Consider the following 26,086-nt stretch of genomic DNA (forward strand, 5'->3'; position numbering starts at 1 on the left):
GAACCCTTTCGAATGTTTAGCATGAGAAAGGGTTTCGTTATTTTAGCAAGATGAAGTGGCAAGGATACTTTGATAGAAAAAATTTTAGGCCTAAAATAAAAGAGGTTCCCAAAAAGGAACTTGGAATAGTAGTGGTTATTCCTTGCTATAATGAGCCTAATTTATACGATTCTCTTAAATCGCTTGCCAATTGTGAGCAACCACCCTGCCAGGTTGAGGTAATTGTAGTGGTAAATCATCCAGAAGGTTCAAGCAATGAGATTATTAATCAATCTCAGAAGGCTTTATCGATAGTTGATGATGTAAATAAAAAATTGGGCCATAAGAATTTAAGATTCTTATCTATTCCTGCTTTTAACCTTCCTAAAAAACATGCTGGCGTTGGATATGCCCGCCAAATTGGAATGGATGAGGCTGCTTTCAGGTTTTTAAGTGTATCAAACTATAACGGAATAATAGCTTGCTTTGATGCCGATACAGAATGTATGCAAAATTATTTGGTTGAGTTATATCGGCTTTGGCAAAAGTTTCCTAAAAATCAAGCATGTTCGGTTCGTTTTGAGCATCCAGTTGATGGCAACAAATTCTCTGATGAAATTTATGAGGCAATCGTTGAGTATGAGCTCCATTTGAGGTATTACAACCTGGCCAGCCGTTATATTGGATTCCCCTTTGCTTATCACACTGTGGGTTCTGCAATGGCTTGTAGCGCTGAAGCATATGTCAAGTTTGGTGGAATGAATAGAAGGCAGGCTGGAGAAGATTTCTACTTTTTGCAAAAGATTATACCACATGGTCAATTTCGGGAACTAAATAGTACCTGTATTTATCCTTCCCCAAGAATCTCGAACCGTGTTCCTTTTGGAACAGGAAAGGTTATTGCTGAGCGAATCGCAAAAAAAGCATCTATCTTTACTTATAACCATGAGTCGTTTTTGGACCTAAAGCCTTTTTTGTTTGAGGTAGAGAAGCTTTTTGATGCTAGCGATGAACAAACAGCTCAATTTATAAATAGACAGAAAATATCGGTAAAAGAATTTTTTACGTTGCATAATGCAATTGATAGTATTAGAAATATTCGTAAAAACACATCGAATGCAAAATCTTTCAAAAAAAGATTCTTTTTGTGGTTCGACGGTTTTTTGCTTTTAAAGTTTTTAAACTTTGCCTCGGAAAATCTTTATGAAAAGAAACCTGTAGTTGAGGAAACAATAAGATTACTGTCCTTAATGGAGCCAAACACAAACATTACAAGTAATCCAAAGGCATTGTTAGCATTGTTAAGAGATTTAAACAGAAAGGAATATGTAGTTAAACTCTGAATCCTACTATTAGAATATCGTCTATCTGATCGTTATTTACACCTCGCCAATCTAAATGAACTTTTTCCAATATTTCCCTTTGTTCTTGCATTGGTTTTTGATGGATTTCAAGCAAAGTTCTTTTTAATCTTTTAACCATAAATTTACGACCCTCTGGACCTCCAAATTGGTCGGCATAGCCATCGGAGAACATATAGAAAGTATCGCCTGGCAGATAGTTTATCTCGTGATTTGTGAATGATTTAAAATCATTTAAATGTATTGCTACTGGCATTTTATCTGCTTTGTATTCAATGAGTTCTCCGTTTCTAATTTGATAGAGAGGGTTGTATGCTCCAGCCCACTCAATCATTTGGTTACTCTTATCGATAACACAAAGGGATATATCCATACCGTCTTTTTGCTCTTCGAGCTTACCCGTTTGGCTTAAGGTTGTTTTAATGTGATTTCTAAGGTTATTCAGGATTTCTGCTGGTTGAAGAATATTTTCCTTATTAACAATCTCATATAAAAACGAAACGCCTAGCATGCTCATAAATGCTCCTGGTACGCCATGACCTGTACAATCGGCAGCAACAAGTACAACTTTTTCGTTTTTATGTGTCATCCAGTAAAAGTCGCCACTAACAATATCGCGGGGCATAAAAAGCACAAAGTGCTCAGGCAGTACGTCAGAAATCAGTTTAGAGGTTGGAAGTACTGCATTCTGAATCCTACTTGCATATTTAATGCTATCGGTTATTTCCTGTTTTTGTCGAGTAATAAGAGCATTTTTTTCTTCCAAAATAATGTTAGCACGCTGTTTGTCGCGAAACATCTTAAACATTAACAGGGCAACCATAAGTATAAGGAATGAACCAATGATTGCGCCTATTATCATTAGTTTTTGTCGTTGTATAATTGATTTTTGCAGCTCATCCTGGTTTTTCATAATAAGCAGCTGCTGCTCTTTTTTCTCTGTTTCGTACTTGGTTTGCATTTCGGCCATTACTCTTTGGCTCTTTTCAGTGAATATTTCATCCTTTATCCGTACAGCCTTTTTAAAGTATGCGTATGCACGAACCAAGTCGCCTTTCTGCTCATAAAGACGCGATAACCGTTCAAAACTATAGCGTAAGGTTTCTTTCAAACCTAGTTTTTCCGACAACCTTGAGCATTCAATAAATGCAAGTTCGGCATCATCAAGGTTGCCTTGGCGGTATAAACTTTCACCTTTCGCATAGAGGGCTGCTGTGGTTTCATAAAGGAGCTTATTCTTTCGGGCCAGTTGCAATGCTTTATTTATGTATCTATTTGCTTTATTCCATTCGCGGGCCCAGCTGAAAATGCTTCCTAAATTGGTGTTGACCTTAGCAATTTCTCCTTCTTCTTTTAGAACATTAAAAATGGATAGTGCCTTATGGTAGTATACTGTAGCGCTATCAAAGTCGGTAAGTATATCTGACTGTTTTATTTTGTAAAGAGAATCCTCCCACATCTCGCCAAAGCGGGCTACATATCTGTTTGTGGCTAAACGCGAATAAACATTTCCAATATTTTGGAGGGTCTGCCCTTCTTCCATTTTTTTTTGAAGTTCATGAAAGAGGTTTAGTGCAATTTTGTGATACCCCAGAGCCTTTCTAAAGTTAGTTTCATTCTCGTCGGTAGCCAATATGCTTTGCGAAAGGTTCTCGTAAATCATACCCAGCCCTGAATTACAGGTGGCAATACCCTCCTTGTGGTTAATGCTTTCAAAGGTACGAAGCGCTTTTTGGTATTGTTCAAGGGCTAGCTGGAAGTTACTTAAAGCAATGTGTGTTCTGCCAAGATTTAGGTAGGCAATAGCTAAATAAATGGGTTGGTCGCCCATCTTCTCTTTTATTCTAACCTCTTGCTGGTAGCACGAAATTGCACTATCGTATTGCGCCAAGTCAAAATAAACCCGACCTAAACCGTTATAGGTAAGGGCAATCTCTTTCCAGTCGCCAATCTCTTTTCGTAGCTGTAAGGAACGGTTTATGTATGCTAATGCAGAATCGCCATTTCCCTTTTCCTGCATAATCTTTCCCAATCGAAAATAGGCGTATGCCTGGTATCGAAGGCTATCAAGTTTTATCGCTTTTTGCAACAGGGTATCGGTGAAACGCTGTGATTGTTCAAAAGAGTCGATGTAATAATAGGATGTTGAAATCCCCTTATATGCATCCAGTATCGATTTTTGGTAGCCATATTTTTGGGCAATATCAAGAGCTTTATGAAAAACCTCAATGGCTTTTTCATCCATGTAGTTTTCCGATAACGCATAACCCTTGTTGATATAAGCTTCGGCTAATAGCTTGTTATTTATCTTTTGTGCAACACTTATTGCATCATCGGCATATTTAAGTGCCTCTTCGGTACCCGAGGTAACTTCCGATAGCTTAAAAAGAAGGTTTACCTTCTCTTCACCTGTTGAGCTTGGTAAAAGGTTAAGTAAACTATCACGTACATCGGCTAAGGAAAGTACCGATGAAAGGACAATGAAAACGAAAGTTAAAAAGAAGAATTTTGCTTTCATTAAGTATGCTAATAATTTGTGAGCAAATTACTAAAGAATAACCCTATTTGCAAAGTTATTTGACAAAAATAGATAATGCTGAGTTTAAATATGTTGGAAGGTGGATAAATTGTTGCTATAAGTTCAAGTTGAGTGAGAAGGGTATTATAGAATGTTAGTGTTTTGATAAGTTTTTTAAAAAAGAAAGAGGCTGTCTTTAAGGGCAGCCTCAATGAAATATCTAGAATGAAATTTAGAATTGCCATTTAACTGCTAGGGTAGGATTTACCATAAAGCCTTTGTTCCCGCCAAAATTTGAGCTGATTTCTATTTCCCCACCTAAAGAAAGGTTCTTTGTAGTATTATACCAGATTTGAGGCTCTGTTAAAAATACGAACTTAGCATTAGAGGTGTTCCCGTTATCATCGAATACAACATTATCTTCTTTCCAGAAATCTGCAAAACCCGAAAAAGTGAACTTCCCATCAAGGAAATGCATATACCATACGCCAGTAATTTGGAATGAGGCATCTTCCTTATCGGTAATATACTTGTATAAGGTTTGCAATGTAAAACCTCTTGTAAAAGAACTGTTATTCCATGAAAACGATGGGCCAAAGAGGTATGCGTTGTTTATGGTGTAAGCACCGTTGGTGTTGGGCCCAATGTTAAATTGGCCAAAACCACCATTAAATTCAGCGTGAAATGCAATGGGTGCTTCCCAAAATTTTAGTTCCCTTGATATTTCCCAATAAGCTAACGATACGCCATCTACACCCGATGATTTTGAGCCATAATCAAAATCGACAAAAAAGAATGTGTTCCCCCAGCTATCGGGTTTGAACATTTCAACAGTAGATGTAAACATTTTCCTATCTTTCCCAAAATCGTAGTGTAGCTGAACATTTTGAGAGTTTGCTACTAAGAAGAACGATGCAAAAGAGATGAATAGAATTAGTTTTCTCATAATAAAATTGTTAAATACGAAATGAAATTTGAAGTTCTGCAAGCAAATCAAACAAAAGTAAAAAATTCTTAGAAACTTTAAGAATGGTGTTCCTTACATTGTTACTAAGTTTTTTAAGATATTTACAAATAGAGAGTCATTCCTAATCCTAAGCTCCAGACATCGTTCCAGCGAACAAAATCGGTTCTGACAAATTCTAATAGGTAGGCATCAAGCGTAGAAAATTCAAAATAGATGCCTAATGTGTTTTGGGCGATTGGGATTTGAAATTCGCCACCCCAAAAGGGCGAAAGGTGAACCTTATTCTGGAAGTAGTAGTTCTCTCGGTAATGAGGTGGTAAACGTTTGAATGTATTGTGGGTAATTCCCCAGTTTACAGAAATTCCCGCAATTGGTGTAAAAAAACCTAGTATTGGTTTTTCCGATAGGTTAAATCTATTTTTTAACGATATGGTATGAACAGTAACGTTGCTCCCACCAAAATTATTATCGAGGAATCCGTAAAGCAGGGTAGGTTGATATCCATGTCGCAACTGGTAGCCAGCACCAATCGATATAAATCCAATACTTCCAGCATACTGAAATTTAAACTGAGTTGGGGCAAACCAGTATGGTTTTATGGTTACAGTATCATCTTTTAATACAATCTGCTTCTCTTCCGTAATCTTTTGTTTTAGAATTTTAATAGGGTCATCAGCAAAAAGGTTTTGGCTGAATAGTAAGATAATAAAAGTCAATATAATTTGTACTGCTTTCATGGTTAGTAACGGATTACTTCAACATCAATATCTTGTTTCTTAACCCTGACTAAAACAATTTCACGATCTTGACTATCGCCGCAGGCAAGGTAATTAACATCACCATAGATATCGGCATAATGTTTATCATGATAAAACTTGTGGATGTGACCGTGAATTGAATAGGTTACATTCGATTTATCAAGTAAATAGTTGTATAGCATCCCGTTCCCCATACTAAATTGCTCATCCCATGGCGGAATGTGGGCAAAAACAAATTTATAGGTGTAGCTATCAGGTGTTGAAATAGTAGAATCTATCCATTCAAAATCTGGGTCTTTTGTGTTTCGTTCCCATGTAATATCATCAAAGAACACCAAGAGGCAATTGTTATACGTAAAGAAGAAATTGGTATTGCCAAACATATCGCGATACATGAACTCCCCATTTGAGAGGCAATCGTGATTTCCAATAACTGTAATTAATGGATGTTTAAGGGGTTTAATAATATCCCTATACCAAAGGAACTCCCTATAAATCCCGCTTAGGGTAATGTCTCCCATGTGAATAACCATATCGATGCTGTCAAGGCTATTTAGGGCGTAAATCTGGTCGATGAAATCGTCGTAATAGGTATGGCTATCGCCAATAATAGCCATGGTAAAGGGTTTAAAGGTATCGGTACTTTGCTCCGAAAGTTTTTTTATGGCAGAAACATTCATGTTTCGCGACCCCTCTTGCGCTCTCCCCTCGTAGGGGCTATACTCTATAAGGTCGTTGCAAGAATATGTTAGAAGTGTAATAAGAATGAGTGTAAAAAGAGGTTGTACTCGCATATATAGTGATTTTAAATGAAAGAGGTTGCCTCAACTATTGAAATTAAATACAACATTGAAACAACCTCTCTTTTTTGCTAGCTTAATCGATTATCAATCGAAAAAGTAATCTTCAATTGTCCACATACAAGCGGTAACCAGCTCATTATCGTTAAAGGCATTACGATTAAACTCTCGAATCTTCTGCATTACCATTTTAGCCTTTTCATCCTCGGTAATTTGAATGAATACGGTAGAGTTGTATCCAGGCCAAACTGGATTGTTAAAGCGGTGGTCGCCTTTTTTATTCTTGGCTGTAACCTGCTCCACAACTTGGAAGTCGCGAACGTTGTTTTCGTCGAGTAGCTTAAGTAGTGGCTCAAGAACTGCAACGTTGCAGGTGCAATATATCATTTTCATGGCTTAAATCTTTTTAGTTAAACAGAACCGATTTATTGGTATCACTTTCATGCTTACGCTCATGGTCATGGAAAATGGCGTAAATAGTTGGAACAAGAAGCAAGGTGATAAGGGTTGATACTAACAGGCCACCAATCATAGTAATACCAAGTGGCGAGTATGCCTCGCGTCCCATACCAGTACTTGTAGCCATGGGGACCATACCTAGTAGAGTGGTAAATGTAGTCATAAGCACAGGGCGCAAACGGCTACGTCCAGCCTCGGCAATTGCATCGTATAGCTTATAGCCACGCTTACGAAGAAGGTTTGTGTAGTCTACCAGCACAATACCATTGTTTACAACAATACCCATTAGCATGATAACCCCAACAAAGGTTGTAATGCTAAGTGTTAAACCTGTAACCTTGAATGCCCAAATTACACCAATAAACGTAACCGGAACGGCAAACATAATGATAAAAGGGTCGCGGAAACTTTCGAACTGCGATGCCATAACCATGTAAACGAGCAATACACCAAGTGCAAGTATGAGGTATAGGTCACCAAACGATTCGCCCTGGTCAGATGTTTGCCCTGCTATCTCTACAGTTACATCGCTTGGGATATCTAACCCTGCAATGATTCGTTTAGTCTCCTTTTGGGCTTCACCCAACGAAACATCGTTTAGCTCAGCCATAACCTTTACTACACGCTGCTGTCCCTTACGATTGATTTGTAATGGGCTTGTTCCCATTTCAACATCGGCTACAGCATATAGGGGAATGGTTTGGTTAAGCAGATTTTTTAGCTGAATGTTTCTTATTTGGTTGATATCGTTTCTGAATTTGGGTGAGTAGCGTAGTGTGATATCATACTCATCGCCTCCTTCCTTGAATTCACCTGCCTCGGTACCATATATACTTTGACGAACCTGTAAGCCAATCATGGCAGAGTTAAGTGCCATGGCTGAGGCTTTTTGCTTGTCTACCTTAATCTGTACTTCAAGTTTACCTTTATCAACGTTGTTAATCACATCGCTAAAGTAGTTCGATTCACGCATGCGAGCAGTAATAGCCTCGGCAACTGCATTTAGGCTGCTAAAGTTATTGCCCGATATTTCAACCTCAATAGGCTTTTTGTTTCCTGTAACAGCAGCTGATAGAATACTACCTCCCAGCAAACGGAAGTTTTCAACTTCAGGTATTGCTGCTATCCTTGGGCGAATCCTATCGGCAATTTTCTTTGCTGAGCTTTCACGCTCGTTGGGTTTGGTAAGGTGACACATAACTGTGGCAATATTCTTACCCTCACTAAAACCAACCGACGAAAGCAGTCCCTCTTCTGTTTGTCCCGAAACCGAAGCTAATGAGTTTGGAATCATTTCAGGAATCTCCTCTTTAAAGATTTGCATTACAACCTGAGCAACGCTATCAGTTTTGGTTGTTGAGGTTCCAACTTCGGTTTCAATAACAGCAACCACGTCGCCAGCATCAAACTCAGGGATATAGTCGGTTCCTAAACCTTTTCCAACCCAAAGGCTGAATGCTAAAACGACAAGAGCAACTATTACCGTAACAGTTTTGTGATGAACCACCCATGCTAGAGCTTTTTTGTAAGCATCTTCGAGACGTTGGAAGTTGCGCTCGCTCCATTCGTAAAGTTTTCCATGCTTACGCTCCTCACCCTTTTTCATTCCCTTAAGCAGTTGCGATGAAGCCATTGGCGTAAGTGTTAAAGCGGTAAATAGCGATGCCAGAAGCGTAACTGAAGTTAGAATGGCAAGCTGTTTAAACATAATACCCACAATACCACCCATAAAAATCATGGGAAGGAACACAACAATTGTGGTAAGTGTTGATGCCGAAATGGCCATTCCCATCTCGCTACTACCAAAAATGGCGGCCTGCTTTGGTTTAGCCCCTTTCTCAATGTGTTGAGTGATGTTCTCAAGCACCACAATGGCGTTATCAACCACCATACCCGATGCAACAACCAACGACATAAGGCTGAAGATGTTGATTGTCCAACCCGAAGCGAACATCACAATAAATGCAACAATAAGCGAGAATGGTATGGTGATGAACACAATTACACTTTGCTTCCAGTTCCTAAGGAAAGCCATAACCACTAATACTACAAAGAATAGCGCATACCAAAGCGACTCGGAAAGGTTGTTGATAGATTCGGTGATTAGCTCGTCGCTCTTCATCACCTCCGAAATCTGAACATCTGCGGGAATATTTGGTTCAATCTCTTTAATCTTTGCTCTAACTTTTTCAACAACAGCCAAGGTATTTTCCCCCGATTGTTTTTGAACCATAAGGGTAACACCTTTACCATTAGTTGTTCTACCTACATCATCTTTCTCCTTATACTCGTCGCGAATATCGGCAACATCGCTTAGGCGAATAACCTTTCCGTTAAAGCTGATAAGTGCCAAGTCTTTTAGCTCCTCAACATCTGAAATATCACCTGGGATACGAACAGAGTAGTCGTTATCGCCTACCTTTATATTACCACCAGGTATTGAAATGTTTTGAGCTTTTAGTATGGTTGCAATCTGGTTGAGCGAGAGGTTGTAGGCATGTAGCTTAACCGGGTCAATATCAACTTTAATCTCACGTTCTGGAGCACCAATGGTGATTACTGAACCTACGCCAGGGACCTTCCTTAGCTTACTTGCAACCTCGTCGTCAACTATCTTGTAAAGCCCATTGTAGCTTTCGTTAGCCGTAACCCCATAAACAAGTACAGGCATGAGTGAGCTGTTAACCTTGAATATGATAGGGTTATGTGCATCGCGAGGTAATTTGTTTTTAACAAGCTCAATAAGGTCGCGTGCATTATTAGCCGCCGATGTAATATCGGTACCCCATTCAAACTGTAGCTGAACAAACGAAACGTTTTCCTTACTCTGCGAAGTTATCTCTTTTAGATGTTCGGTACCCGATAGAATCTTCTCCAACTTTTTCGAAACTTGCTCCTCCACCTCATCGGCACTAGCACCTGGGTAAACTGTTATTACCGTAAGTGTAGGAAGTTCCATTTCGGGCATTATATCGAGCGGTAGTTTTACCAGCGATACTAAGCCAAATAGTAGTATGGCTACAAATAGCATTGCTGTGAATACCGGCCTTTTAACTGCAACTTGTGGTAGTTTCATAGTTTTATTTTTTCAAATTAGGAAGATATTGTTACCTGTTGCTAACCTTAACCTTTAATCCATCGTTAACGCGGTTCTTACCTTCAAGAATGATTTCGGTTCCTGCATTAACGCCATTGACAGCAACATACTCGCCAAGTGTTTGTACTCTTTCAACCTTTACACGATGAACTGTATCGTTTACAACTGTGAACACATAATCTTCCGAAGTTCCAGGCATGCGGTAAATGCTTCGTAATGGAACAACTGCCGATTTTATTTCAGGAAGTTTCACATCAACAAAAGCAAACATACCTGGTTTAATCTCCATTTTGGCGTTTGAAATAACAACCTCAACTGGAGTTGAGTGTGTGGTTGTTGATAGCATTGGTTTGATATTATTTACCTCACCTTTAAATGTTCTGCCAGGGAATGCATCCATTCTTACCTCAACAGGTAGGCCCTTTCTGATTTTTGAAAGGTCTTTTTCATTAACCTCGAACTTAATTTTCACGGGATCAAGTTGCATTAGGCGAACAATTCCTGAACGCATGGAGTATCCGGGTTCTAATCCTGGGTTGATAAAGTAAATTTCTCCCTCCTCCATCATTCGCTCAGCAATTATTCCACTGAAAGGCGCGTAAACCTGAGTATTTTTTCTTACCATTTCAACCTTTGCCGTTGAAGCATCGTACTTTGCTTTTACATGGTCATATTCCATTTCGCTAATGCTTCCTTTCTCGCGAAGGCGCGATACACGTTCAAAATCTTTCTTGATGGTTTCATGTTCAATTAAAGCTTGGGTGAGCATCTCGTCCGATAGCTCAACAATTAAATCGCCCTTTTTAACCGATTGCCCCTCTTCGAAAAAGATTTTTTCAACTTTCCCAGGTAAGGTGGCGCCAAGATTTGCCTCCTTGTTAGCAAAAACAGTTCCTGAAAAGGTTAATGTTGGGTTGAAAGTGCGTTCTTCCACTTTAACCGTTTTCACCAAAGGAACATTTATATCCTTTTCGGTTTGCTCATCGTTTTTGCCGCTGCATGATGTTAGGACTATTGCAGCTGCTGATAAAAGTAGTGTTAGTCGTTTCATTGCTTAATATTTTGATTTTTACTTTAATTATCGATTTGTTATTAATTATGTCTACTTAGAGCCACTCCGTTACTATTTTAAACCTCCTGTCACGCGTTTTAGGTTAACCATATTAAGGCGATATTCCATCCTGGCATCAATAAGCTCGCTGTAGGCGCTTTGCCACATTGCTTGTGCCTCTAAAAGGTCGGAGGTTTTTTGACGCCCGGTTTCAAACGCATCACGTGTAACCTTTAAATTCTCATCGGCTTGCTTAAGATTTTCTTGAGCCATTTCTACCTTTTTAATTGACTCATTAAGTTTGAAAATGGCTTGTTGTACCTGAAGGCTGATAAGCTCCTTTGCCTCTTCCATTTTTAGCTCAGCAACACGTTGTTCGCTTCGAGCAGCTTTAAGCGTGTGCCCACGGTCGTTCCAGTGAAATATAGGAACATTAATGGCTACTCCAACACTCCAATCACCACCAAACTCTTTTGTAAGGCCGTTATATGGATTTGGATTGAAAAACATGTAGTTAGCTGTTAAACCAATATTTGGCATGTAGCGCGATTTCATGATGTTTACGCCCGATTTTGCAATGTTGATGGTTTGATTCAATGCTTCAATCTCGGGGCGTAAGGCTAATGCAGAGTCAACATAGTTTGCCTGTGCAATTGGCTCCATCAGGGCGGGTAGCGAATCGGCAATAATAATCTCAGTTGCTAAGGGCAAACCGATTTGCTGACAAAGAGCCATTTTGGCTAATGTTAAGCCATTCTTAGCCTTAAGAAGGTTTAGTTCGGCCTCATTCTTTTTAACCTTAACCTTTAGCAAATCATTTTTTATGATGATTCCCTCAGCATAGTAGTTTTCTAAATCGGTGTTTAGCTTATCTAATAGTTTAATGTAGGCTTCAACCAGCTTTACTTTTTCATTAACAGCTGCTACTCTCCAGTATGATTCCTCAGTTTTGTATAGCACTTCGGTGCGCTCTGCATCGCTTTGAGCGCGGGCTAAATTTTCGCCATACTTGGCTATTCGATAAGTTTCCCTAATTTTTCCACCAGTAAATATTGGCTGAGTAAGGCTGATTCCTGCCATGTAAATATTCTTTTCTCCTATCTCAGCTTTTTCTTTAGGTATCCAAGAATATTGTTGGAATACTGGGTTGCCTTCGGCATCTGTATAAGGCTGACCTGTGCTTGGATTAATTGCAAATGTGTTTCCAAAAACGGTAGGGTCAAAATTAGGATTTGGAGAACCATCGGGTAGTGTAGGGCTCAAAATAGTGTTGTTTAGCCCTCCGGTTGTAGGATCGATGGCTGTCCAGGGGACAACAGGAAGCATCAAATCATTTTCAAGTAAGCTGAACTTTTTATTAGTGCGAGTGTAAAGGCCGTTTGCACTAATGCTAGGTAAAAATTGAGTTTTGGCAGAGCGCTTAAGTGCACTAGCTGCTTCAACATGCTCATCGGCAATAAGAACTTTTTGGTTGTGTTCCAATGCCATTTGCCGGCATTGTTCTAGTGTTAGCACCTGTTGTGCCGAGGCGTAGCTTATTCCCAATAGCCACGCACTCAAAAGTGAAATTAGCTTTAACCTTTTCATAGTTAGTTTATCTGTTTAACGTTTTACAATTCCGTAGAATAGAATATCGAGCATGTCGTCAATAACCATGTTCAAGCTTTCAACGCCCATAGTTGATGTTACTAATGGAATCTCCAAACCTTTCATAGCTGTTACAATAGCTAATGCCGATAGGTTTAGGTCCTTAATAATAAATGTGCCTTTCTTATTTCCTTCCTCAAGAATCTGCCTTACAATGGTTATCTCTTCGTCGTCATACTTCTTTCTGAACTTTTCTGTTAGCTCCAAGTTCATCAGGTCATCGTTTTTTAAAATCTCCATGTAGTTCGATAGATGTTTTATAACATCCATCCGCAACTTAACATAGCTACGGAGTTTTTCCTTGGCTTCAAGTGAGCTGTCTAAGATTTCTTTCACCTTTACTCTTAAAAGGTTGGCTTCCTTATCAACTACTGCTTGAAAAATTTCCTCTTTGCCCTTAAAATAGTAGTAGATGGAACTTTTCCCCATTCTTAGCGCACGCGCAATATCCTCCATTGAGGTTTTTTTAAAACCAAAACGGCTGAACACTTCAGTTGCTACTCTTACTATGTTCTCGCGCATGTCTTGATGTTCTGGTTTACTCTCCATCATATTCATATTGTTGTTATTGGAACATTCGAATAAAATATTAAAACGTTCCAAAATTACAGCAATTAAAATTCGTGTGATAAAACATTCGACTAAAATGTGTTAAAATTCGAAAAAATTTATTTAGAAGATTTGTAGCCATTATGAATTGGCTTAAATTTTTTAGAATTAAAAGGTAATTCTGTAAAATGCCTAAATGTTTATCTAATAGCAATATGCAAACGTTTTCATATTGATAGAAGTCATTTTTTATTGGTAACTTTACGAGTAATTTTAAAAGCTGAAAAAGGAAAACCAAACCAAAATAATAATAGCTATGGATATCAAAGAAATGGCAGCACAGCACAAGCTGTTAAAGCAATGGAAATACGAGTGGAAGCCGCTGTATCGTGGTTACACCGATAAGACTTTGTATATTAATGTAGGTTCCAATGAGGTAAAGGAGAAGCCAGTTCCATCACAAATGAAGGAGAAGTTTATTGGTGGTAAGGGGTACGACCTTCGTCTTCTGTGGGATGCTACAAAACCTGACACTAAATGGAACGATCCAGAAAATGAAATTGTTATATCTTCGGGCCCTATTGGTGGTATAACTCAATATTCTGGAACAGGAAAATCAATTGTTTGTACCATTTCGCCACAAACCGACATTGTAATCGATTCTAATGTTGGCGGGTTCTTTGGTCCATTCCTTAAGTTTGCTGGTTACGATGCTTTAGAACTTCAAGGTAAGGCCCAAAATGATGTTATCATTTATATCGATGGCGTTGAGCACAAAGTTGAAATTTTTGAGGCACCTGCTGAGCCGCTTGATAGCCATGTTTTAGGTGAGGTTCTTAGTGAAATGTTTGCAAAGGACGAAGCCGATAAGAAAAACATTGGCATTGTATCGACTGGTGCTGCAGCCGATCATAGCCTGATTGGTATGCTTAACTTCACCTTCTACGATCCAAAGCGTAAATGCATTCGTCTAAAACAAGCTGGACGTGGTGGTATAGGTACAGTATTCCGCGATAAAAAGATCAAGGCTATTGTTTGTAAAATCCCTGGAGTTAAGGGTAATCTTAATAACGTTGCAGATCTTTCTGCAATTGCTGAACGTGGTCGCAGATTCAACAAGGAGATGCGTGAGTTGGACGATAAGCAATGCCAAATGCGTCAAAAGGGTACCGCTCACCTGGTAGAAATCATGAACGATTACGACCTACTTCCTACACATAACTTCCAATACGGTTCACACAAGGATGCCGATAAGATACACTCGGATGTTTGGAAGAGCTATTTCACACAGGGTGTTCCCGATGGTTGTTGGATAGGTTGTAACATGAGCTGCGCCAAAGGGGTAGATAAGTTTGAAATTAAGACAGGTCCTTACAAAGGACAAAAAGTTATTGTTGATGGCCCTGAGTATGAAACAGCTGCTGGTTTGGGTTCAAACTGTGGTATTTTTGACCCAGAATACGTTATAGAGGCTAACTTCTACTGCGACACCTACGGCATTTGTACTATCACATGGGGTACTACAATGGCATTCATCATGGAGTGCTATGAGCGTGGAATACTCAACAAGGAACGCACAGGAGGATTAGAGCTTAACTTTGGTAACAAGGACGCAGCTTTAGAACTTCTTCACCAGGTTGCTCGTGGCGAAGGTTTCGGTAAGCTTGCTGGAATGGGTGTTAATAAGCTTAAAGAATATTTCGTTAAGGAATATGGTGCCGATGAAAAGTTCCTCAACGATATAGCTATGGTTAACAAGGGTCTTGAGTATAGCCAATACGTTTCTAAGGAGTCACTTGCTCAGCAAGGTGGATATGCCATGACCAACAAAGGACCACAACACGATGAGGCTTGGCTTATCTTTATGGATATGGTTAACAACCAGATTCCTTCATTTGAAGATAAAGCCGAAGCACTTCACTACTTCCCAATGTTCCGTACTTGGTTTGGTTTACAAGGCCTTTGTAAGTTACCTTGGAACGATGTTGAGCCTGAAAATAATGCCGAAACCGACGAGCCCGCTAAGGTGCCCGAACATGTAGATAACTACGTAACCATTTATAATGCAGTTACTGGTAGCAATATCGATAAGGATGAGCTAATACGTCAAAGTGAGCGTGTTTACAACTTCCAACGTATTTTCAATATCCGCCGTGGATACGGGTTGCGTAAGCACGATGCTCAACCTTACCGTGCTGCAGGTCCTGTTACCAAGGAAGAATACCTCAGCCGCGAGGAGCGCTACGATAAGCAGCTAAAAGAGCAGGTGGGCGTTGATCCAACCAAGATGACTCTTGAGGAGAAGATGGCTGCTCTTCGTAAGTATCGTGAAGATCGCTATGAGCAACTTCTTGATGCTGTTTACTATCGTCGTGGTTGGAACAAGAATGGTGTTCCTACAATTGAACATCTTAAGAAAATTGGTATGGATTTACCAGAATTAATTGAAGTAGTTAAACCTCTACAATAGTTCTAACCTAACCAAACCTCAAATCCCCTGTGCCTATTTAATAGAACAGGGGATTTTTATTTTAATACTGCTAGGCGTTTTTTGAAAAGGAGCATGTATAAAAAAAACCAGGTAAAAAGAATGTTTACCTGGCTAACAAATATGTAATTGAAAAAGTGTTATTCGAGCCTGCCACCATACTGTTGTTGGTAGTAATTCATATACTCGCCACTTACAACGTCGTTTAACCACTTTTCGTTAGATAAGTACCAATCAACAGTTTTTTCTAAGCCAACATCAAAGGTTAAAGATGGTTTCCAACCAAGTTCGCGTTGAATCTTATTCGAATCGATAGCATATCTCAAATCGTGACCAGCCCTATCCTTCACAAATGTTATTAGTTTCTCCGATTCCCCTTCGGCTCGGTTTAACTTCTTGTCCATTATTTTACAGAGCAGCCTAATTAAATCGATATTTTTCCACTCGTTATTACCACCTATATTATATGTTTCGCCAATTTTTGCTTTGTGGAATATAAGGTCGATAGCTGCAGCATGGTCTTCTACATATAGCCAGTCGCGTACATTTTCGCCTTTCCCATAAATGGGAATGGGTTTACTGTTTTTTATATTATGAATTGATAGTGGTATAAGTTTTTCAGGAAACTGATTAGGACCATAGTTGTTTGAGCAGTTCGAGATAACGGTTGGTAAACCGTATGTATGGTTGTATGCTCTAACCAGATGATCGGACGATGCTTTTGACGCGGAGTAGGGGCTTCTAGGATCATAAGGAGTTTCTTCGGTGAAGAATCCTTCGTTGCCTAGGCTACCGTAAACCTCGTCGGTTGAAATGTGATAGAATAGCTTGCCGTCAAAACTTCCATCCCAACTTTTTCGTGCAGCGTTAAGTAAAACGGTAGTCCCAAGAATATTTGTACGAATAAATGCCATGGGGTCGCTTATCGACCTATCGACATGCGACTCAGCAGCTAGATGAATTACACCATCTATTTGGTATTGGGAGAAAACGGCCTCAACATCCTTTTCGTTTGCAATATCTCCTTTGACGAATTTATAGTTGGGTTTATCCTCAATGTCAGTTAAATTTTCAAGATTACCTGCATAGGTCAACTTATCGAAATTTATTATAATGTAATCGGGATAACTATTAACAAAGCGTCGAACGACATGCGAACCGATAAAACCGGCACCGCCAGTAATAAGGATTGTTTTTTTTGCCATAGCCTTCTATTTTGTGCAAAGAAAGTAAAAAAATGCTAAATGAAAGATCACTTAAGTGTAAAGTTTTTATTTTTGCAATCCACAAACGGTTCGTAGCTCAGCTGGTAGAGCACGTGACTCTTAATCATGGGGTCGTGGGTTCGAGCCCCACCGAACCGACAGCAAATGCCACTTGCATAGTTATTATGTAAGTGGTTTTTTTATTTTACAACCATAAACATCATCATCTTATCGAATTATTATTTTACCTTAGCATCAAACTAATTACTTCCATGCGTGTTCATTTTATTGCAATAGGTGGTAGTGCTATGCATAACTTGGCAATTGCCATGAAATTAAAGGGGTATCGGGTTACTGGTTCCGATGATGAGATTTTTGAGCCCTCGCTTTCGCGATTAAAAAAGCACGGGTTACTACCATCGTATAAGGGTTGGAATCCCGAAATGATAACTTCAGAGCTTGATGCTATTGTGCTTGGCATGCATGCCCGAGCAGACAATCCCGAACTACAAAGAGCTAAGGAGCTGGGCATCAAAATCTATTCCTATCCCGAATATCTGTATGAGCAATCAAAAAACAAAACGAGGATTGTAGTTGGGGGTAGCCATGGTAAAACAACCATAACCTCTATGATTATGCACGTGCTTAGACATGCAGATTTTAAATTCGATTACATGGTTGGGGCTCAGCTTAAGGGTTTTGATACTATGGTTGCCTTTTCCGATGACTCAGAATTTGCTGTTTTTGAAGGGGATGAGTACCTTACATCGCCAATCGATCCTAGGCCAAAATTCCATTTGTATAGGCCTAACATTGCAATAATTTCTGGCATATCATGGGATCATATTAACGTATTCCCTACTTTCCAGATTTATAAGGATCAGTTTACAAGGTTTATCAATCTAATTGAGCCTGAAGGTACTCTAATATATAGTGCCGATGATGCAGAGGTTTGCAGTGTGGTTGAAACAGCAAATCGAAACGATATATCTTTTATCCCATACAAAACGCATCCTTACAAAACTAATGATGGAAAATGTAAGCTTATCGCCGAAGATCAACTAATTGATATTAGAGTATTTGGTGAGCATAATCTAAAAAATATAGCGGCTGCAAAAGCGGCATGCAACGCCATTGGAGTATCCGATAATGAGTTTTACAGTGCCATTAAGTCATTTGAAGGTGCAGCAAAAAGGTTGCAGCTGCTCGCTCGGAATGACTTTACATCGGTTTATCTTGACTTTGCACATTCACCATCAAAAGTAAAGGCTACTGTTGATGCTGTTAAGAGTCAATATCCCAATCGGCAACTTGTAACCTGTTTTGAACTACATACATTTAGCAGCTTGAATAAGAAGTTTCTATCGGAATATAAAGGAGCTTTTGACAGTGCCGATTTCGCTTATGTTTACTTTAATCCGCATACAATAGAGCATAAAAAGTTAGAGTCAATAGAACCAAATGATATTATAAAACGTTTTGGTCGCTCCGACCTGAAGGTATTTACTTCTGCAGAGCAACTTGTTAATGATATTGAGCAGATTGATTGGAGGAATAAAAATCTACTTATAATGACTTCGGGAAATTTTGGGGGTACCGATTTGCAACTTTTAGCTGATAAACTTGTTGGAAACAGGGTAGTCAAATGAAATAATTCTAATATATTTGCTTTTCCAAACTAAAAATGAATTCTTATGAAGCGGACAATACTAGTACTGTCAACATTACTATTATCAACTCTTGCGCTTAACGCTCAGGATTATAAGACTGGGATAGGTTTAAGGGGCGGTTATCCTTCGGGAGTTACCTTTAAGCATTTCTTTGCTCAAAAAACGGCCGTTGAGGGTATCCTTTCATTTGGTTGGGGTGGAATTGGTGTAACCGGATTATATCAACTGCATAATTCAATTCCCGATGCTGCAGGACTTAAGTGGTACTATGGAGCAGGAGCACATTTTGCAACTGCCAATCCCGATAAGAATAATCCTTTTGAAGGAACTTCTGGAAGTAAAGTTTTCCTAGGTGCTGATGGTGTGGTTGGCCTAGAGTATACTTTTAAAGAGGCACCAATTAATTTAAGCTTAGATGTAATGCCAATTCTAAACATTATTGAGTCACCAGGTATTTGGTTTAACGCTGGCTTTTCAATTAGGTACACTTTTAAGTAAAAAATTTTTCAAAAAAGTTTTGCAAGAAAAAAAATATCATTTACCTTTGCACCCGCTTTGATGAGGTAACGCTCTTTAAGTAATGAAATTTGGCCCGTTCGTCTAGTGGTTAGGACGCAAGGTTTTCATCCTTGTAACAGGGGTTCGATTCCCCTACGGGCTACTTAACTTGATAATATTTTCTAGCAATGGCAAATCATAAATCAGCAGAGAAAAGGATTAGGCAGTCGGAAAAGCGTAGACTTCACAACCGTTACTATGCTAAAACCACTCGTAATGCCCTTAAGGCTTTACGCAATACTACCGATAAGGCTGCAGCTCAAGAGTTGCTTCCTAAAGTTACTGCCATGCTCGATAAGTTAGCTAAGCGTAATATCATTCACAAGAATAAAGCGGCTAACCTTAAGAGTTCAATCCAAAAGCATGTTAACGCTTTACAGTAAAGAATTTTTGTTTTAAAAACTTTATACAAACTGCTTCCAAAAGGGAGCAGTTTTTTTTTACCTAATACTTAAACTATTTGGTAAAAGAAACATCAAACCGAAGTTAAATTTTTAAACTAATGTCGCATTATTATGGTGAGTTAGCGGCTTTATTAACCGCTTTTTTCTGGACAGCCACAGCCATTGCTTTTGAATCGGCAAGTAAAAAAGTTGGTTCCCTTTCGGTGAATCTTTTGAGGTTGGGTGTGGCATTTATATTTCTTTCGGTTTATGCATGGATTAGCAGGGGAATAGCCTTCCCGGTTGATGCGGGTAAGCATCAATGGATTTGGCTATCGCTCTCAGGATTGGTTGGTTTTGTTCTAGGCGACCTCTTCCTGTTTCAGGCTTACGTGCTGATAGGTTCGCGTATCTCAATGCTAATTATGTCGTTGGCACCGCCACTTGCTGCCATTATAGGTTGGTTAGCGCTAGGTGAAACCTTAACAGCTAAACAAACCATAGCCATGATAGTGGTTTTAGGCGGAATAGTTATGGTGGTACTTGAGCGCCAATCGTCTGATGATAATGGAAATGGAAGGAGAATGAAGTTTTCATATCCCATTGCTGGAATACTTCTTGCTTTTGGTGGAGCGCTTGGTCAGGCTGGTGGATTGGTGCTTAGCAAATATGGTATGGCAGATTACGATGTTATACCTTCTGTTCAAATACGTGTTATTACTGGAATAATTGGATTTACAGTGTTTTTTGGCATTACAAGAAGGTGGAGTAATCTGGCAGCCGCCATTCGGAATGGTAAAGCCATGAAGCGGCTACTTGTTGGCGCATTTTTTGGCCCATTCCTTGGTGTTTCCTTTTCGCTCTTAGCGGTAAAGTACACTTCTACAGGTGTAGCCTCAGCTTTAATGTCAATAGTCCCAGTGTTAATAATTGCTCCTGCGGTAATCATTTTCAAGGAAAAGATAACATTAAAGGAGGTTATTGGTGCAGTAGTTACTGTTATTGGTGTAGGAATATTTTTCTTATAGAATGGCTATAAAAGATTGTTGATTTTTAAAATCAGCTCGTCCTTATCAATGGGCTTAGTAATGTATTCATCGCAGCCTGCCTCTTCTGCTTTTTTCTTGTCGCTATCCATTGCATTGGCCGTTTGTGTAATAATTTTTACTTGTGGTTGAGCTTTTTTGATTTTGGGTATAAGTTCAAGACCCGAAATATCGGGCAGGTAAATATCAACTAATGCCACATCAATATTTATCTTATCTTTAAGTATTGTTTGCACCTCTTTCCCAGTTGAAGCATGCAATATAACAGCCCCAGTTCCTTTGAGCATCTCTTTTAATAGCAGGGCTGATGGTTTGTTGTCTTCTACAATAAGCAGAATTTTGTTTTTTAGTTTTGACTTAGTAGGCTGTGAAGGCGTTTCAATGTTGGTTTCACCTTCTTTGGGAAATCTTACCGGTAGTTCAAACCAGAACTTCGAACCTTTTCCATGGGTTGAGTCAACACCAATTCTTCCGTTCATTGCCTCCACAATTCCTTTACAAATTGATAAACCTAAACCAGAACCGCCATATTCTCTGGTTAAGCTGCCATCTAGCTGAGTAAATCTATTAAAAATTTTATCTACATCTTCTGATTTTAATCCTATGCCTGAATCCTCAACGGTTACCCTTAATAAATTTTGAACAAGTGCGTAGCTTAAAACTATTTTACCATTGTTAGTAAACTTAATGGCATTGTTCATTAGGTTCATAATTAGCTGGTTAAGCCTATCGGGGTCTGTTACTATTTCCATAGCTGCATCTGCGGGGCTAAACGACATCTCAATGAGAATATTATTTTTCCCTAAACGGTCGCGTTCCATCTCTGCAGCACTATAGCAATTTGCAAACAATGAGCCAAGCTGAACAGGCCTTTTATAAATAGTAAGTTGTTTGGAATCAATCTTTGAGATATCAATAATATCATTTATAAGCCGTAGAAGCTGTTGGGCATTTTCGGTAATAATGTCAAGATAGCCGTAAACCTCCTCGGAGGTAAGGTTTGGAGTATCTTTTATAACTCTAGAAAAGCCAACTATCGAATTCATTGGCGTTCGAATCTCGTGGCTCATGTTTGCCAAAAATGCAGTTTTAAGCCGATTCGCATTTTCTGCTATTCTTAAACTCTCTTCAACCTCCTTGTTTTTTTGTTCCAGTATTGTATTGTAGTATTGTTGTAATCTGAGATTCTTTTGTTTTGATTTAAAAAGAGATAAAAGAAAAACTATCAGAGCGGCAAGCAAAATAATTACTAAAATAGTAAAGTATAAAGCATTTTCTGGTATTGTAAATGAATGTGTAGGCTGATTAATGATAATGGCGTTGCTAGGAATAAGGTCTTTGCTAATGTTAAATTTCTCTAGCTGACTATAATCCAGCAAGATACTAGATGGGCCAATGGATGATTCTATTGCTTTAGCTGTAGCTTTATTTAATAGCAATTCAGCAATTTTACCTGCTCTTTTCCCATGTTGGATTCCAGAAATAATGTTACCGCCAATGATTCCGTGATTTAAGTAAAACGACCATGTACCAAAGATAGGTGCGGAAGTATGATGGTTTATTGAATCAAGAATCTCTTCGTAACTAAAATAGTATCCATTCTTATCCTGGTTAAAAAGCAAAAACAGAATGGCTTCGGTATTGTTCAGCTTTGAAACCTTATCGAAAAGTTCGTTGTAAGTACAATCCCAAATTATTTCAACATCAAATTTTGGATAGTAGGTAAGAAGTAGGCTATCGATTTGGTTGTGCAATACTTTACCTGTTGTAGTATTATCTACTACACAGTAAACTTTACTGGTTTCTGGTTTTAGATTTTTTATCAGCTCAAAATTTGATTTAATATCTACCTTCTCAAAAATTCCGGTAAAATTACTAGGAACCTCTTGCTCTTGGTTAACACCCATAAAAACCATGGGAATTGTATCAAATCCATCTTCAGTGCGAACAAGTTTTTTTATTAAAAGAAAGGCATCGTCATCGGTAATGGCAATTATATGAGGTTTTACCTGTTTTATTCGCCATACGATATAGCTGATTTGCTCTTTACTGATGGATGTTTTATTCCTTTTAGTATCAAGAAACTCCACAAAAAAGCTCACATCACCTACTGATTCTTTTAATGTTTCAGTAAAACCGCGATTTAAACTATCGGTCCACGATAAGCCTTGGTTGTATGAGTTTAAGATAAGAACACGTTTAGAGTTACCCTTGCCATATACGGAAAGAACAGCTATCTCAATTAGGATGACCAGGAGTAATCTTACGTGTTTCTTCATGGTGTCAAAACAATTTGTATAAAGTTACTTAATGATGGTTAACTTTCATAGTATAAAACATCTAAATAAGAAATTAGTTTTCAAAAAAATAGCTAATATGTGAGAAGTCAATAGGTTAGGCATAATAAATCTTTTTTTTACCTTAGCAAAACCAATAATGGTGCTAATTTTGATTGGTTTTATTATGCGGTTTAAGCTTTTAATAGTAATCACTCTACTTTGTATTTATACCTTTCCCGGGTTAACTCAGGAGATACTTCCTGGTGCGCGTCAGCTTGAGGAATACTTGCCATTGCTCAAAGAAAAGAGGGTTGCTGTTGTTGCAAATCACACCACTTTGGTAGGGACAAAACACTTGGTCGATACATTAATCTCATTGGGAATAAACATCAATAAAATATTTTGCCCCGAGCATGGCTTTAGGGGCGATGTTGAAGCAGGTGCACATATAGGGAACTATGTCGATAGGCAAACAGGCCTTCCGGTTGTATCGCTATATGGTCGTAATAAAAAACCAAAAGCAGATGATTTACAGGATGTAGATATTGTTATTTTTGATTTACAAGATGTTGGGGTTCGATTTTACACGTATATTTCCACCATGCACTATGTGATGGAGGCTTGTGCTGAGAATGGGAAGCCTGTGGTTATTCTCGACCGACCTAACCCAAATGGTTTTTATGTTGATGGTCCTGTTCTCGATACAAATTATCGTTCGTTTGTTGGTATGCATCCGGTTCCGTTAGTTCATGGAATGACTATTGGCGAGTATGCCAGAATGATTAATGGTGAGGGTTGGTTGAAAAACCATATAAAATGCGAGCTAATCGTTATCCCATGCAAGGGTTATACACACAGCATGACTATGGCGCTGCCAGTAAAGCCCTCGCCAAATCTACCTAACCATTTATCGGTCCTACTTTACCCATCGTTGGGATTGTTTGAAGGAACGGTTGTGAGCGTTGGCCGTGGAACCGACTACCCCTTTCAGGTGTTTGGATACCCCGATTTTCCAAACAAGGACTTTAAATACATTCCAGTTGAAAAACGTGGCGCAAGCCTTAATCCTCCCTATAAAGGAAAACCTGTATATGGTATCGATCTAAGAGATTATAATGTAAATTACTTTCTCGACCACCGTATGATAGTTCTAGACTGGCTAATCTATTCATATAATAGCTACCCCGAAAAAGATAAGTTTTTCAATAATTTTTTCAAGCTGCTTGCAGGTAGCGAGCAACTTCGTAGTCAAATTGAGCAAGGGCTATCGGCAGCAGAAATAAGGAAGTCCTGGCAGCCAGGACTGGAAAAGTTCAAGCAAATTAGAAAAAAGTATCTGCTATACCCCGATTTTGAGTAAATTTGACCAATAATTTTCCTATGGCAAAGAAAAATACTCATTACGTGGTGTGGGATGGCCTAAAGCCTGGTATATACAATAGCTGGGAGGAGTGTCAACTTCAAATAAAGGGGTATCCCAATGCAAAGTTTAAAGGTTTTCCTAACCTCATTTCAGCAAAAAGGGCCTTTGAAATGGGGTATGAGGCTTACAAAAATCTTTCGGCCGAACAGGGTGCTTTGCTAAATACTACCGAAAATACGCCAAAACCAATATATCCATCGCTTGCAGTGGATGCTGCATGGAACACAGCAACTCTCGAAATGGAGTATCAGGGGGTGGATTGCAAAACTGGAAAACAGATTTTTCACCAGGGTCCTTTTCCCGATGCTACAAATAATATTGGTGAGTTTCTTGCTATTGTTCATGGGCTGGCATACCTTAAGAAAATAGGCAGCGATATTCCTATTTATACCGATTCAATGACAGCAATTAGCTGGGTAAGAGCTAAGCAGGCAAGAACTAAATTGCAGCCAACCAATAAAAACCAAAAGCTTTTTGAGCTGATTCAACGAGCTGAAAATTGGTTGAAGGAAAATACCTGGAAGAACCCATTGCTAAAATGGGAAACAAAGTACTGGGGAGAAATACCAGCCGATTTTGGTCGCAAATAAATACGAATGGTGAAATTTGAACAGTTTATAGCCAAACGATTTCTTAAAGGTACCGATAGAAAAAGCCTATCGCGACCTTTCATTCGAATTACAATTGCTTCGGTTGCGCTTAGTGTAGCAGTTATGATTGTGGCTATTGCCGTAATAACTGGTTTTAAGCGAGAAATTAAAAATAAAGTTGTTGGCTTTGGCAGCCATATCCAGATAACAAATTACGATAGCAACCAATCGCTTGAAACTACACCTATTCCAACCGATTTGCCTTTTATCAACGATGTCCTTAAAATAAAAGGGATTACGCATATTCAGAGGTTTGCCATTAAGGCTGGTATTATTAAAACCGATACCGATATTCAAGGTGTAGTATTAAAGGGTATCGCGCCTGATTTCGACTGGGCGTTTTTTAAAAAGAACTTGGTTGATGGAGACACAATTACGTTATCCGATTCTTCCACAACAAACCAAACGGTAATTTCCAAAACGCTTGCAGATCTGCTTAAACTCAAGGTTGGCGATACCTACGACATGTTTTTTGTACAGGAACCACCTCGTTACCGCCGATTTACAGTGGCTGGGATTTACGATACCAAAATGGTTGAGTTCGATAAGATGTTTGTGCTTTGCGACATTAAGCATATTCAAAAGCTTAACGGATGGGCAAATAATCAGGCCACAGGCTTAGAAATACTTGTTGACGATATCGACAGGGTTGATGACCTTTGGGTTGATGTTGATGATATTGTAGGCTTCATCTTTCTTGATGATGGCTCTCGCCTTAAAGTGCAAAGTATAATTGATAAGTACCCGAATATTTTCGATTGGCTTAACCTACAGGATGTTAATGCCATTGTTTTAATAGTCTTAATGATGTTGGTGGCAGGTATCAACATGATTTCGGGATTGCTCATTGTAATATTGGAAAAAACTCAAACCATTGGTCTTTTAAAATCAATTGGAGCATCAAATAAGAGCGTTCGGAGAGTTTTTCTTTTCCAATCAGCTTTTATCATGCTAAGGGGCTTGTTGATTGGAACTATTGTTGGACTACTGCTATGCTGGCTGCAAAAAGAGTTTGGAATAATTAAGCTCGATGAGACGTTCTACTTCCTTTCCGTAGTCCCAATAAACATTGTGTGGTGGCACGTTCTGTTGCTTAACGTGTTAGCGTTTTTTATTGGTATAGCCATGCTGGTTGTTCCCTCAATGGTTATTTCTCGAATTAGTCCCGAAAAAACTTTAAAATTTGAATAATCCCCTG

At 38.9% G+C, this 26,086-nt stretch carries 20 protein-coding genes and 2 tRNA genes; 11 read left to right on the forward strand and 11 right to left on the reverse strand.

Annotation, left to right across the window (positions count from 1 at the left end; all coding sequences use genetic code 11):
* Nucleotides 1–50 precede the first annotated feature (50 nt).
* The gene (locus FHG85_RS00555) at nucleotides 51–1,322 is read left to right on the forward strand and encodes a glycosyltransferase (RefSeq protein ID WP_173072336.1); all 1,272 of its coding nucleotides are present in this window, start codon (nucleotides 51–53) and stop codon (nucleotides 1,320–1,322) included.
* On the opposite strand, the gene FHG85_RS00560 is transcribed toward FHG85_RS00555, so the two are convergent.
* The 9 genes from FHG85_RS00560 to FHG85_RS00600 form a co-directional block, all read right to left on the reverse strand.
* Nucleotides 1,312–3,858, reverse strand: a complete 2,547-nt coding sequence (locus FHG85_RS00560; RefSeq protein ID WP_173072337.1) for a tetratricopeptide repeat protein — start codon at nucleotides 3,856–3,858, stop codon at nucleotides 1,312–1,314. The genes FHG85_RS00555 and FHG85_RS00560 overlap by 11 nt on opposite strands.
* 232 nt (nucleotides 3,859–4,090) lie before the next feature.
* The gene (locus FHG85_RS00565) at nucleotides 4,091–4,804 is read right to left on the reverse strand and encodes a DUF5020 family protein (RefSeq protein ID WP_173072338.1); all 714 of its coding nucleotides are present in this window, start codon (nucleotides 4,802–4,804) and stop codon (nucleotides 4,091–4,093) included.
* Nucleotides 4,805–4,926: 122 nt separating this feature from the next.
* Nucleotides 4,927–5,562 (reverse strand): hypothetical protein, encoded by a 636-nt coding sequence (locus FHG85_RS00570; RefSeq protein WP_220429215.1) that lies wholly within the window; start codon nucleotides 5,560–5,562, stop codon nucleotides 4,927–4,929.
* A gap of 2 nt (nucleotides 5,563–5,564) precedes the next feature.
* The gene (locus FHG85_RS00575) at nucleotides 5,565–6,377 is read right to left on the reverse strand and encodes a metallophosphoesterase family protein (protein ID WP_173072339.1); all 813 of its coding nucleotides are present in this window, start codon (nucleotides 6,375–6,377) and stop codon (nucleotides 5,565–5,567) included.
* A 93-nt stretch (nucleotides 6,378–6,470) separates the two neighbouring features.
* Nucleotides 6,471–6,776: a PG0541 family transporter-associated protein gene (locus FHG85_RS00580; RefSeq protein WP_173072340.1), complete on the reverse strand. Its 306-nt coding sequence runs from the start codon at nucleotides 6,774–6,776 to the stop codon at nucleotides 6,471–6,473.
* A gap of 13 nt (nucleotides 6,777–6,789) precedes the next feature.
* Nucleotides 6,790–9,918, reverse strand: coding sequence for an efflux RND transporter permease subunit (locus FHG85_RS00585; RefSeq protein WP_173072341.1), 3,129 nt, complete (start codon nucleotides 9,916–9,918; stop codon nucleotides 6,790–6,792).
* A gap of 31 nt (nucleotides 9,919–9,949) precedes the next feature.
* Nucleotides 9,950–10,990 carry an efflux RND transporter periplasmic adaptor subunit gene (locus tag FHG85_RS00590; RefSeq protein ID WP_173072342.1) on the reverse strand — a complete coding sequence of 347 codons (1,041 nt, stop codon included), beginning with the start codon at nucleotides 10,988–10,990 and terminating at the stop codon, nucleotides 9,950–9,952.
* Between the two features lie 72 nt (nucleotides 10,991–11,062).
* Nucleotides 11,063–12,577: a TolC family protein gene (locus FHG85_RS00595; RefSeq protein WP_173072343.1), complete on the reverse strand. Its 1,515-nt coding sequence runs from the start codon at nucleotides 12,575–12,577 to the stop codon at nucleotides 11,063–11,065.
* A 15-nt stretch (nucleotides 12,578–12,592) separates the two neighbouring features.
* Nucleotides 12,593–13,189 (reverse strand): TetR/AcrR family transcriptional regulator, encoded by a 597-nt coding sequence (locus tag FHG85_RS00600; protein WP_173072344.1) that lies wholly within the window; start codon nucleotides 13,187–13,189, stop codon nucleotides 12,593–12,595.
* Nucleotides 13,190–13,502: 313 nt separating this feature from the next.
* Between FHG85_RS00600 and FHG85_RS00605 the strand changes: the two genes are divergently transcribed.
* Entirely contained in the window at nucleotides 13,503–15,656 is a 2,154-nt protein-coding gene (locus tag FHG85_RS00605; protein WP_173072345.1) for an aldehyde ferredoxin oxidoreductase family protein, read from the forward strand.
* A 158-nt stretch (nucleotides 15,657–15,814) separates the two neighbouring features.
* Here the strand turns inward: FHG85_RS00605 and rfbB are convergent, their stop codons facing one another.
* Nucleotides 15,815–16,879: a dTDP-glucose 4,6-dehydratase gene (gene rfbB / locus FHG85_RS00610; RefSeq protein WP_173072346.1), complete on the reverse strand. Its 1,065-nt coding sequence runs from the start codon at nucleotides 16,877–16,879 to the stop codon at nucleotides 15,815–15,817.
* Nucleotides 16,880–16,965: 86 nt separating this feature from the next.
* Between rfbB and FHG85_RS00615 the strand changes: the two genes are divergently transcribed.
* The 6 genes from FHG85_RS00615 (at nucleotide 16,966) to FHG85_RS00640 (ending at nucleotide 20,518) form a co-directional block, all read left to right on the forward strand.
* A tRNA-Lys gene (locus FHG85_RS00615) sits at nucleotides 16,966–17,038 on the forward strand.
* A gap of 113 nt (nucleotides 17,039–17,151) precedes the next feature.
* On the forward strand, nucleotides 17,152–18,528 hold the full coding sequence (locus FHG85_RS00620) for a UDP-N-acetylmuramate--L-alanine ligase (protein WP_173072347.1): 1,377 nt from the start codon (nucleotides 17,152–17,154) through the stop codon (nucleotides 18,526–18,528).
* Nucleotides 18,529–18,573: 45 nt separating this feature from the next.
* A complete protein-coding gene (locus tag FHG85_RS00625) occupies nucleotides 18,574–19,047 on the forward strand; it encodes a hypothetical protein (RefSeq protein ID WP_173072348.1) in 474 nt (157 codons plus the stop codon).
* A gap of 91 nt (nucleotides 19,048–19,138) precedes the next feature.
* Nucleotides 19,139–19,210, forward strand: a tRNA-Glu gene (locus FHG85_RS00630).
* Between the two features lie 25 nt (nucleotides 19,211–19,235).
* The gene (rpsT, locus tag FHG85_RS00635) at nucleotides 19,236–19,490 is read left to right on the forward strand and encodes a 30S ribosomal protein S20 (protein ID WP_173072349.1); all 255 of its coding nucleotides are present in this window, start codon (nucleotides 19,236–19,238) and stop codon (nucleotides 19,488–19,490) included.
* A 119-nt stretch (nucleotides 19,491–19,609) separates the two neighbouring features.
* Nucleotides 19,610–20,518 carry a DMT family transporter gene (locus tag FHG85_RS00640; protein ID WP_173072350.1) on the forward strand — a complete coding sequence of 303 codons (909 nt, stop codon included), beginning with the start codon at nucleotides 19,610–19,612 and terminating at the stop codon, nucleotides 20,516–20,518.
* Nucleotides 20,519–20,523: 5 nt separating this feature from the next.
* Here the strand turns inward: FHG85_RS00640 and FHG85_RS00645 are convergent, their stop codons facing one another.
* Nucleotides 20,524–22,815: an ATP-binding protein gene (locus FHG85_RS00645; protein WP_173072351.1), complete on the reverse strand. Its 2,292-nt coding sequence runs from the start codon at nucleotides 22,813–22,815 to the stop codon at nucleotides 20,524–20,526.
* Between the two features lie 184 nt (nucleotides 22,816–22,999).
* Here FHG85_RS00645 and FHG85_RS00650 point away from each other — a divergent pair, with 184 nt between their 5' ends.
* From FHG85_RS00650 to FHG85_RS00660, 3 genes are read left to right on the forward strand one after another with little or no spacing between them, the layout of a single operon-like run.
* Nucleotides 23,000–24,175 carry an exo-beta-N-acetylmuramidase NamZ family protein gene (locus tag FHG85_RS00650; protein ID WP_173072352.1) on the forward strand — a complete coding sequence of 392 codons (1,176 nt, stop codon included), beginning with the start codon at nucleotides 23,000–23,002 and terminating at the stop codon, nucleotides 24,173–24,175.
* Between the two features lie 20 nt (nucleotides 24,176–24,195).
* Complete coding sequence (locus FHG85_RS00655; protein ID WP_173072353.1) at nucleotides 24,196–24,828, forward strand: ribonuclease H1 domain-containing protein; 633 nt, start codon at nucleotides 24,196–24,198, stop codon at nucleotides 24,826–24,828.
* Nucleotides 24,829–24,834: 6 nt separating this feature from the next.
* Nucleotides 24,835–26,079: an ABC transporter permease gene (locus FHG85_RS00660; protein WP_173072354.1), complete on the forward strand. Its 1,245-nt coding sequence runs from the start codon at nucleotides 24,835–24,837 to the stop codon at nucleotides 26,077–26,079.
* Nucleotides 26,080–26,086: the final 7 nt, after the last annotated feature.

It is taken from the genome of Tenuifilum thalassicum, from assembly GCF_013265555.1.
GTDB classification, from domain to species: domain Bacteria; phylum Bacteroidota; class Bacteroidia; order Bacteroidales; family Tenuifilaceae; genus Tenuifilum; species Tenuifilum thalassicum.

Coding starts and splice junctions, on each gene's coding strand:
- rpsT (WP_173072349.1), top strand. CDS start 19,236: ATGGCAAATCATAAATCAGCAGAGAAAAGGATTAGGCAGTCGGAAAAG.
- FHG85_RS00625 (WP_173072348.1), top strand. CDS start 18,574: ATGAAGCGGACAATACTAGTACTGTCAACATTACTATTATCAACTCTT.
- FHG85_RS00585 (WP_173072341.1), bottom strand. CDS start 9,918: ATGAAACTACCACAAGTTGCAGTTAAAAGGCCGGTATTCACAGCAATG.
- FHG85_RS00575 (WP_173072339.1), bottom strand. CDS start 6,377: ATGCGAGTACAACCTCTTTTTACACTCATTCTTATTACACTTCTAACA.
- FHG85_RS00555 (WP_173072336.1), top strand. CDS start 51: ATGAAGTGGCAAGGATACTTTGATAGAAAAAATTTTAGGCCTAAAATA.
- FHG85_RS00650 (WP_173072352.1), top strand. CDS start 23,000: ATGCGGTTTAAGCTTTTAATAGTAATCACTCTACTTTGTATTTATACC.
- FHG85_RS00605 (WP_173072345.1), top strand. CDS start 13,503: ATGGATATCAAAGAAATGGCAGCACAGCACAAGCTGTTAAAGCAATGG.
- FHG85_RS00620 (WP_173072347.1), top strand. CDS start 17,152: ATGCGTGTTCATTTTATTGCAATAGGTGGTAGTGCTATGCATAACTTG.
- FHG85_RS00595 (WP_173072343.1), bottom strand. CDS start 12,577: ATGAAAAGGTTAAAGCTAATTTCACTTTTGAGTGCGTGGCTATTGGGA.
- FHG85_RS00580 (WP_173072340.1), bottom strand. CDS start 6,776: ATGAAAATGATATATTGCACCTGCAACGTTGCAGTTCTTGAGCCACTA.
- FHG85_RS00565 (WP_173072338.1), bottom strand. CDS start 4,804: ATGAGAAAACTAATTCTATTCATCTCTTTTGCATCGTTCTTCTTAGTA.
- FHG85_RS00590 (WP_173072342.1), bottom strand. CDS start 10,990: ATGAAACGACTAACACTACTTTTATCAGCAGCTGCAATAGTCCTAACA.
- FHG85_RS00660 (WP_173072354.1), top strand. CDS start 24,835: ATGGTGAAATTTGAACAGTTTATAGCCAAACGATTTCTTAAAGGTACC.
- FHG85_RS00645 (WP_173072351.1), bottom strand. CDS start 22,815: ATGAAGAAACACGTAAGATTACTCCTGGTCATCCTAATTGAGATAGCT.
- FHG85_RS00655 (WP_173072353.1), top strand. CDS start 24,196: ATGGCAAAGAAAAATACTCATTACGTGGTGTGGGATGGCCTAAAGCCT.
- FHG85_RS00600 (WP_173072344.1), bottom strand. CDS start 13,189: ATGATGGAGAGTAAACCAGAACATCAAGACATGCGCGAGAACATAGTA.
- rfbB (WP_173072346.1), bottom strand. CDS start 16,879: ATGGCAAAAAAAACAATCCTTATTACTGGCGGTGCCGGTTTTATCGGT.
- FHG85_RS00560 (WP_173072337.1), bottom strand. CDS start 3,858: ATGAAAGCAAAATTCTTCTTTTTAACTTTCGTTTTCATTGTCCTTTCA.
- FHG85_RS00570 (WP_220429215.1), bottom strand. CDS start 5,562: ATGAAAGCAGTACAAATTATATTGACTTTTATTATCTTACTATTCAGC.
- FHG85_RS00640 (WP_173072350.1), top strand. CDS start 19,610: ATGTCGCATTATTATGGTGAGTTAGCGGCTTTATTAACCGCTTTTTTC.